Source organism: Variovorax sp. WDL1, from assembly GCF_001541225.1.
GTDB lineage: Bacteria > Pseudomonadota > Gammaproteobacteria > Burkholderiales > Burkholderiaceae_C > Variovorax.
The window spans coordinates 63,092-66,227 of record NZ_LMTS01000128.1; the positions used below are offsets into that span (position 1 = coordinate 63,092).

A 3,136-nucleotide genomic window follows, 5' to 3' on the forward strand; every position below is an offset into this window, starting at 1 on the left:
AAGCGCCGCACCAGCTTGACCATGGAGCCAGCCAGCAGCGCGAGCAGAACCGCCCCCCACAGCAGCGTGGTCAGCACGCCGCCGAGGCCGCCCTCGAGCGACCAGCCGAAGGCCTGCTTGCCGATGGCCTGGGTGCCCTCGCGCATGATCACGAGCTCGAAGGTGGTCCAGCCGATCAGCTGCACGATGTTGAGCACCACCGGCAGCCGCGCGAAGGCGCTGCCGTAGGTCGCATGCATGAGCCCGGCGCTGGCCAGGCCGCTTTCGCAGCCCAGGCGCGCGGTCCAGGCCAGCAGGCCGGCCCCGATGCACGAGCCCAGCACGATCGCGAGCATTGCGTCGCGCGTGCCGACTGCCGGCACGAGGTACGCGCCGATCTGCATCACGAGCAGGCCGACGCCAAGGCTGAACCACAGCGACAGGTGGTCGTGCCAGCGGAACACGCGGCCGCTCTCGGCAAGGGGCGTCAGCGCTTCATTGTTCTGGGTTGCGATTGCCATCCATTTGCTCCATTGCAAAGTGTTTGGCAGGTGGGCGAGGCCACGGCGGCAGGACCACCGCGCGAGAGAAGACAAAGGCGCGGCGGCCGCCGGACCAGCTTCCCTGCGCGAGGATTACCTCAGTCAGGTTCAAAGGGACTCTCTCAGCCGGCCTGCGACCCATGGGCCGCAGGCTGGCACCCCTAGCGTTGCTTCAGTCGGTCTGGCGAAGCGAGGGCCATTGTAGGCCTCCTGGGCATGCCCCCAGTGCCAGGATCAGAACTTGTCCAGCACCGCTCCCGAGCTCGCGCTCGAGGCGTTGAAGGCGAACTTGGCCTGCACGCCGCGCGTGTAGCGCGGCGCCGGCGCCTTCCAGCCCTCGCGGCGCTTTGCGATCTCGGACTCGGGCACGTTGAGTTCCAGCTTCAGCTGATGCGCATCGATGGTGATGGAATCGCCCTCCTTGACGAAGGCAATGGTCCCGCCGGCCGCCGCTTCGGGCGCCACGTGGCCGACCACCATGCCCCAGGTGCCGCCCGAGAAGCGGCCGTCGGTGATCAAGCCCACGCTCTCGCCCAGGCCGGCGCCGATCAGCGCGCCGGTGGGGGCCAGCATCTCCGGCATGCCGGGACCGCCCTTGGGGCCAAGGTAGCGCAGCACCATCACGTCGCCGGCCACGATCTTGCCGTCGAGGATGGCCTGCAGCGCCGACTGCTCGTCGTCGAAGACGCGCGCCGGGCCGGTGATGACCGGATTCTTCAGGCCGGTGATCTTGGCCACCGCGCCCTCGGGCGACAGGTTGCCCTTGAGGATGGCGAGGTGGCCCTCGGCGTACATCGGGTTCGTGATCGGGCGGATCACGTCTTGATCTGCGCGCGGCTGGTCCGGCACGTCCTTCAGCACTTCGGCGATGGTCTGGCCGGTGATGGTGACGCAGTCGCCGTGCAGCAGGCCGGCATTCAGCAGGATCTTCATGACCTGCGGGATGCCGCCGGCCTGGTGCAGGTCGACGGCCAGGTACTTGCCGCTGGGCTTCAGGTCGCAGATCACCGGCACCTTCTTGCGCATGCGCTCGAAGTCGTCGATGGACCAATCCACGCCGGCCGCGTGCGCGATGGCCAGGAAGTGCAGCACCGCGTTGGTCGAGCCGCCGGTGGCCATGATCACCGCCACCGCGTTCTCGATCGCTTTCTTCGTGACGATGTCGCGCGGCTTGATGTCTTTCTTGATCGCCTCGATCAGCACCTTGGCCGATTCCCTGGCCGAGTTGGCCTTTTCCTCATGCGGGTTGGCCATGGTCGACGAGTAGGGCAGCGAGATGCCCAGCGCCTCGAAGGCCGAGCTCATGGTGTTGGCGGTGTACATGCCGCCGCAGGAGCCGGTGCCGGGGATGGCGCGCTTCTCGATTTCCTTCAGGTCCTCGTCGCTCATGTTGCCGGCGGCGTTCTGGCCGACCGCCTCGAACACGCTCACGATGTTCAGGTCCTGGCCCTTGTACCTGCCGGGCAGGATGGTGCCGCCGTACACGTAGATGGCCGGCACGTTGGCGCGCAGCATGCCCATCAACCCGCCGGGCATGTTCTTGTCGCATCCGCCGACCACCAGCACGCCGTCCATCCACTGGCCGCCGACGCAGGTCTCGATGCAGTCGGAGATGACCTCGCGGCTCACCAGCGAGTACTTCATGCCCTCGGTGCCCATGGCCATGCCGTCCGAGATGGTGGGCGTGCCGAACACCTGTGCGTTGCCGCCGGCTTCCTCGATGCCGGCGATGGCGGCATCGGCCAGCTTCTGCAGGCCCGAGTTGCAGGGGGTGATGGTGCTGTGGCCGTTGGCGACGCCGACCATCGGCTTCTTGAAATCGCCTTCCTCGTAGCCCATCGCGTAGAACATGGAGCGGTTGGGCGCGCGGGACTTGCCTTCGACGATGTTGGCGCTTCGGCGGTTGATCTGGATAGTCTTGGTGTCCATCGTTGTCTCTGCTCGTAGGGGAAATCGGGGGAGACAAGTATCGGACGATTGACTGATTGCTTCCAATCCGAATTTCAAGGCCGATTGATATGCTTGGCCTATGAGAGAAGCCTCCATCGAGCTGCGCGCCTGGCGCCAGTTCCTCGCCGTCGCCGAGGAGCTGCACTTCGGGCGCGCGGCGCAGCGCCTGCACATGACGCAGCCGCCGGTGACGCAGGCCATCGCCCAGCTGGAAAAGACGCTGGGCGTCGTCCTCTTCGACCGCACGCGCCGCCGCGTGGCCCTTACACCGGCCGGCGAGGCGCTGCTGCCCGACGTGCGCGAGCTGCTGGCGCGTTCGCAGGCGCTGCCCGGGCGCGCAAGGGCTGCGGCGGCTGGCGAACTGGGCCGGGTGCGGCTGGCCTTCGTCTCGACCATTGGCTTCGAGCGCCTGCCGGCCTGGGTGCGCGAGTTCCGCCTGCAATGCCCCGAGGTCGCGCTGGAACTGGTCGAGGCCACCGGCGACGTGCAACTGGAGGCCTTCGCGCGCGGCGAGATCGATGCCGGCCTGATGCTGCATTCTCCCGGCTTCGCGCCGCCGGGGCTGGAGCGGCTGCCGGTGTCGCAGGAACCGCTGGTGCTGGCGCTGCCGGCGCGGCACCCGCTCGCGCGGCGGCCGAAGTTGCCGCTGGCGGAGGCGCTGGCCG

Annotated in this window: 3 protein-coding genes; 1 reads left to right on the plus strand and 2 read right to left on the minus strand. The window is 68.0% G+C overall.

Annotation, left to right across the window (positions count from 1 at the left end; translation table 11 throughout):
• A partial coding sequence (locus APY03_RS43965; protein WP_232324311.1) for a cytosine permease occupies positions 1-500 on the minus strand: 500 nt, incomplete at its 3' end.
• A 255-nt stretch (positions 501-755) separates the two neighbouring features.
• Positions 756-2,450, minus strand: coding sequence for a dihydroxy-acid dehydratase (gene ilvD / locus APY03_RS17625; RefSeq protein ID WP_068678530.1), 1,695 nt, complete (start codon positions 2,448-2,450; stop codon positions 756-758).
• Positions 2,451-2,550: 100 nt separating this feature from the next.
• Here ilvD and APY03_RS43970 point away from each other — a divergent pair.
• A partial coding sequence (locus tag APY03_RS43970) for a LysR family transcriptional regulator (RefSeq protein WP_232324312.1) occupies positions 2,551-3,136 on the plus strand: 586 nt, incomplete at its 3' end.